A 6,482-nucleotide genomic window follows, 5' to 3' on the forward strand; every position below is an offset into this window, starting at 1 on the left:
GTATGATACGTCTGATAGATAAAAGCATAGGGTCCTTTCTGCATAAATTCACGTTGCAAATCAGCATACATTTGCGCCCGTTTTTTGGGATCTTTTTCAAACAACGCATCTTGAACCTTTTGATTCATAGTTTCATCCAAATACCCATGGCACCAACTCGCATAGCCTGTATTTTTAGCCTCAAGCCGGTTATCAGGATTGTAAATAAGGCGTGAAGCCATTGTATGAGGATCCGCAGAATCATTATTCCATCCGAAAAAAATCGTATCAAAAGTACGTGCATAAAATTTTGAAAACAACTGCGTACCTACAAAACGTTCAATTTTAAAACGCACCCCAACCTTTTTTGCATTGTCTTGAAGGGACTGAGCAATTGGCAAAGCAAAAGGATAAGGAGATGCCCCTGCAAAAATATTGGCCTCAAAACCATCTGGATAACCGGCTTCCGTTAAAAGTTGCTTTGCTTTTTGAAGATCAAGTTTAAAGGGTTGTCCTTCTTTTTCATCCAAAGCCCCAAGATTACCAAGAGGAATAAAACTTGCACGTGGAACACCAACATCTTTGAGAAGAGTCTTACCGAGTCCTTCATAGTCAATAAGATAGCGCATCGCTAAACGCACTTTTTCATTGGCAAAAATAGGATTTGTCACATTGAACCCCCATATGATCACGGATGGCTCTAACACTCTTTCAACTTTAATATCCGTTGTTGCTTGGAGATCTGCCAAATCCTCTGGCATCAGATTACGTGCAACATCGATATCGTGTTTTTCCAATAATAAACGTTGCGTTCCAGGCTCCGCGACATGGCGAATTAAAATCTTCTTCAATTTAGGCGCCTCACCCCAATAATTGGAGCTTGCACGCAATAAAATCCCTTCTCCAGGGCGCCAACTCTCTAACTGATAAGGACCAACACAAGCAGAATGGCTTGCCAAATACCGGTTTCCCATATCACCATTTTTTTCGTGTTTCATGAGTGTCTCACGATCAAGCAAAGCAAGAGTACGACTAGTGGCAAAATGGCTAAGAATAAGCTCTGCTGGATAAGGTTTATCAAATTTCATCACCACCGTTTTCTCATCCGGTGCTTGAAAAGCCTCATCAACATTCTGTTCTGTGATACCATATTCATTAAATGTCGCCGCAGTAGCCATCTTCAATTTAACAACCCGCTTCATGCTCCAAATTAGATCATTGGCATTCGCAGGACGACCATCATTGAACTTCAAACCATCACGCAAATGAAAAGTAATCACCGTACGCTGATCATCACTTAAAACATCCCAACTCTTCGCCAAAGAGGGAACAAGTTTAGCTGCGTCATCTTTAGCTGGTTCAACTAAATTATCACAAACATTGACAAGAACTTCGTTACCATAACGGTCATTAATTTGTGCGGGATCAAATGTACTTATTGAATCAAGATTCCAAGCCATCACAAGCGTATCGGCAGGTGTTTTTGCTGAAACTTGTTGCACCAAAATCCCCAGTGCAATAACAGCAGAAACAAAAGCACTGCTCCCTTTCAATATTTTTCCTTTCAAGTTCATAGACTTTTCCTTTTAAAATTTATTGTATAAGTTCTCCATGCAACAATAACGTGCAATAAATAATAAGATTAGACTTAGAAAACATACCTCCTCGAAATAAAATTAAAAACTCAACAGAAAACGATCTGATATAAAACGAAGGTATTAGGCATAACAGCATCTGTTGGAGATATCACAGTGCTTACAATTTGGGACATATCAGGCAAAGTTTCCTTTTGCTTTATCAATCAGACCTTTTGCTTCAAATTTCTTTTTTGATTTTCTAAAAAGTGTCGCGAAAACACCACGTCCGGTTACTTCAAGAGCCTCAATAAAAATTTGATATTTTGATGATTTTGAATGAATTGTAATTTGCTGAAATTGATCATTTACCCTCCTTCTCAAGAGAAAATTTGAATTTTTTCATCACTCCCCATAAAATAATACCCCAATTGCGGAGTGTTATCTTTCAAAACAAAAGGAAACATAACATAGGCATCATAAAAAACTGATATTCCTCTTTGCCTCCACACCAAAACTCTTCTTCAACATTGCAAAGTCTTTGCTCCTTTAACAATGCTAAATACCACAACATTTGTTGTACTAATTTTTTCAGCAAATGAATTGATCTCTTTTCAATTCATGGAAGTTGAAATATTAAGTTTAAACATCCAAGCAAGCACATCTTTAATGAGAATGAAAGATCCCTTAATAGAAATCTTGCAAAGACACTCAGCAATATATCCTCTATTATTCACAATCTTCAACGTATTGCAAAGCATTTAAGAACTTTGCAATACGTCAAATATATCATGATCATGTTTTTTATATTTTATAAACCTGATACCTTCTTATTTTTCAATTGCACTATAAAAAATACGTGGTGCACTATTCCAAACCCACTTTTTGACATCAGGTGTCATCGCTACAGAAACATATGTCTGATAAATAAAAGCATAGGGTCCTTTCTGCATAAATTCACGTTGCAAATCAGCATACATTTGCACCCGTTTTTGGGGATCTTTTTCAAACAACGCATCCTTAACCTTTTGATTCATACTTTTATCAAAATACCCATGGCACCAACTAGCGTAGCCCGTATTTTTTGCCTCAAACCGATTATCTGGATTGTAAATAAGACGTGAAGCCATTGTATGGGGGTCCGCAGAGCCATTATTCCATCCGAAAAAAATCGTATCAAAACCACGCGCATAAAATTTTGAAAACAACTGCGTACCTACAAAACGTTCAATTTTAAAATGTACCCCAACCTTTTTTGCGTTGTCTTGAAGGGACTGAGCAATAGGTAAAGCAAAAGGATAAGGAGATGCCCCTGCAAAAATATTGGCCTCAAAACCATCCGGATAACCTGCCTCTGTTAAAAGTTCCTTTGCTTTTTGGAGATCAAGTTTAAAGGGTTGTCCTTCTTTTTCATCTAAAGCCCCAAGATTACCAAGAGGAATAAAACTTGCACGGGGAATACCAACATCTTTGAGAAGGGTCTTACTGAGTCCTTCATAATCAATAAGATAGCGCATCGCTAAACGCACTTTTTCCTTAGCAAAAATAGGGTTCGTCGTATTAAAACCCCATATAATCATGGAGGGCGCCAACACTTTTTCAACCTTAATATCCGTTGTTGCTTGGAGATCTGCCAAATCCTCTGGCATCAGATTACGTGCAACATCGATATCGTGTTTTTCCAATAATAAACGTTGCGTTCCAGGCTCCGCAACATGGCGAATTAAAATCTTCTTCAGTTTAGGCGCTTCCCCCCAATAATTGGAGCTTGCACGCAATAAAAGAGCTTCTCCAGGACGCCAACTCTCTAACTGATAAGGACCAACACAAGCAGAATGACTTGCCAAATACCGGTTTCCCATATCGCCATCTTGTTCGTTTTTCATGAGTGTCTCACGATCCAGCAAGGCAGCAGTGCGATTAGTGGAAATATTGCTAAGAATAAGCTCTGAAGGATAAGGTTTATCAAATTTCATCACCACCGTTTTGTCGTCCGGTGCTTGAAAAGCCTCATCAACGTTTTGTTCTGTAATCCCATATTCATTAAATGTTGCCGCATTAGACAATTTCAATTTCACAACCCGCTTCATACCCCAAACAAGATCATTGGCATTGGCTGATCTACCATCGTTAAACTTTAAACCATCACGCAAATGAAAAGTAATCACCGTACTCTGGTCATCACTTAAAACATCCCAACTCTTTGCCAAAGAAGGAACCATTTTAGCTGCATCATCTGTAGCAGAAACGACCAAATTATCACAAATATTGTTAACCACTTCAATTCCATAACGGTCATTGAGTTGTGCAGGGTCAAATGTACTTATTGGATCCAGATTCCAAGCCATCACAAGCGTATCGGTAGGTGTTTTTGCTGAAACTTGTTGCACAAACATCCCCATTGCAAGAACAGCAGAAACAAAAGAACAGCTCTTTTTCAATATTTTTCTTTTCACGTTCATAGACTTTTCCTTTTAACGTTTATTGTATAAATTCCCTATGCAGCAAAACGTGCTTAATAATTAAGTTTAGACGAACTATAGGCTCCTAAAGACCAAGCTTTAAAATATTTAAGAACAAGCACCTCTTGCCAATGACTCCTCCTGCCTACACTTGTAAGCCAAACCAAAACATACAAAGGAAAACACTCTGGTATACAATGAACGCTCACCAACAACAGAGCTTATTCACGATATCATAACGCCTACTATTGAAGACTATAAAACCAGTATTTTTTCTATCTTGTTAAGCAAGCTTGTCTCTTTTATTTCTTCCTGCGTTTTTATGCCATCAAATAACTACCCCATTCGGCTCAAGTACCTTAATAACAAAGAGCCTTCATAATAATTTGACGATTTCATAAAACAGGGAAATTCGTTAGTTTGCCAAGTGCAACGACTTTTATTCCTTCTTCAAAAGAAAATTTGATTTTTTTCATCACTCCCCATAAAATAGCATCCTTCAATTGGCATCTCATCATCTTTTAAAGTAAAAGAAAATATAAACACCATAAAAACTGATATCTCTTGTGTACCCACCCATAACAAAACTTTCCTTTAACATCGCAAACTCTTTGCACCTTTAGCACTACTAAATTCCGCGACATTTGTTATACTTAGTTTCTTTATGTTATACTCAGTTTTTTAACAAATAAATTGACCACTTTCTAATTCAGAGAAATTGAAATATTCAATCTTAACATCCACACAAACACACCTCTAATGAGAATGAAAAATCTCTTTAAACGAATGTTATGAAAAGACATTCAACAATATATCACGCATTACCTGTGATCTTCGACGTATTGCAAAGCTTGAAAATTTATACAATACGCCGAATATATCATGACGATGTCCTTTATCTATTGAACAGCATTGAAGACACGCTTATTTTTCAATTTTACTATAAAAAATATGTGGCGCACTATTCCAAACCCACTTTTTGATATCAGGCGTCATCGCGATAACAGTATATTTCTGATAGATAAACGCATAAGGTCCTTTTTGCATCAATTCACGTTGTAAATCAGCATATATTTGCGCCCGTTTTTGCGGATCTTTTTGAAATAACGCCTCTTCAACTTTTTGATTCATTTTGGCATCAAAATACCCATGCTGCCAACTAGGATAGGCTGTATTTTTTGCCTCAAGCCGATTATCTGGATTATAAACAAGACGTGAAGCCATTGTATGAGGATCCGCAGAATCATTATTCCATCCGATAAAAACCGTATCAAAAGCCCGTGCATTCACTTTTGAAAACAACTGTGTACCTGCTACACGTTCAATTTTAAGACGCACGCCCGCCTGTGCAGCACTATCTTGAAGTGACTGAGCAAGTAACAAAGTATAAGGAGCATTTGAGACAATAAAATTTGCCTCAAATCCGTTCGGATAACCAGCCTCTGCTAAAAGCTGTTTGGCTTTTTGAATATCAAGCTTAAAGGGTTGCCCTTCTTTTTCATCCAAAGCCCCAAGATTGCCAAGAGGAATAAAACTTGCCCGTGGGATACCAATCCCTTTGAGAAGCTTCTTGCCAAAACCTTCATAATCTATAAGATAACGCATCGCCAAGCGCACTTTTTCCTTAGCAAAAATGGGGTTCGTCATATTGAATCCCCAGTACATCATGGATGGTTCTAACACTTCCTTGATTTTAACATCTGTTGTTTTTTGCAGATCAGCAAGATCTTCAGGTGTCAAATTACGAGCAACATCAATATCATGTTTTTGCAACAACAAACGTTGTGTTCCGGGCTCTGCAACATGGCGAATTAAAATCTGCTTCAGTTTAGGCGCTTGTCCCCAATAGTGAGAGCTTGCACGCAACAAAAGAGCTTCTCCAGGGCGCCAACTTTTTAACTGATAAGGACCAACACAAGCAGCATGACTCTTCAAATACTGATTTCCCAAATCATCATTTTTTTCATGCTTCATAATCGTCTTACGATCAAGCAAAGCTGTCGCAGGACTCGCAACAATATTATTAAGAATGAGCTCTGCTGGATAAGGCTTATCAAATTTCATCACAACCGTTTTCTTATCAGGAGCTTGTAAAGCATCATCAACATTTTGTTCTACAATTCCATATTCATTAAAAATTGCCGCATTTGCCATCTTCAATTTAACAATCCGCTTCATACCCCAAACAAGATCATTGGCATTGGCTGATCTGCCATTATTAAACTTCAAACCATCACGCAAATGAAAGGTAATCACCGTACTGTGATCATCACCTGAAACATCCCAATGTGTTGCTAAAGCAGGAACCATTTTAGCAGGATCATCTGTCGCAGAAACGACTAAATTATCACAAACATTGCGAACAATTTCACTTCCATAAACATCATTGAGCTGCGCAGGATCAAACGTACTGATTGCATCAAGATTCCAAGCCATCACAAGGGTATCAGCCGGCGTTTTTGCTGAA

General features: G+C 38.0%; 3 protein-coding genes. All 3 read right to left on the minus strand.

Annotated elements, in window-relative coordinates; genetic code table 11:
* On the minus strand, positions 1–1,553 hold a 1,553-nt coding region (locus tag ACFIKE_RS07700), incomplete at its 3' end, for an ABC transporter substrate-binding protein (RefSeq protein ID WP_375649049.1).
* 830 nt (positions 1,554–2,383) lie between these two features.
* A complete protein-coding gene (locus tag ACFIKE_RS07705; protein WP_375649051.1) occupies positions 2,384–4,015 on the minus strand; it encodes an ABC transporter substrate-binding protein in 1,632 nt (543 codons plus the stop codon).
* A gap of 924 nt (positions 4,016–4,939) precedes the next feature.
* On the minus strand, positions 4,940–6,482 hold a 1,543-nt coding region (locus ACFIKE_RS07710), incomplete at its 5' end, for an ABC transporter substrate-binding protein (RefSeq protein ID WP_375649053.1).

The sequence above is a fragment of the Bartonella sp. MU70NMGDW genome (assembly GCF_042194085.1).
Classification (GTDB): Bacteria; Pseudomonadota; Alphaproteobacteria; order Rhizobiales; family Rhizobiaceae; genus Bartonella; species Bartonella grahamii.

Coding starts and splice junctions, on each gene's coding strand:
- ACFIKE_RS07705 (WP_375649051.1), bottom strand. CDS start 4,015: ATGAACGTGAAAAGAAAAATATTGAAAAAGAGCTGTTCTTTTGTTTCT.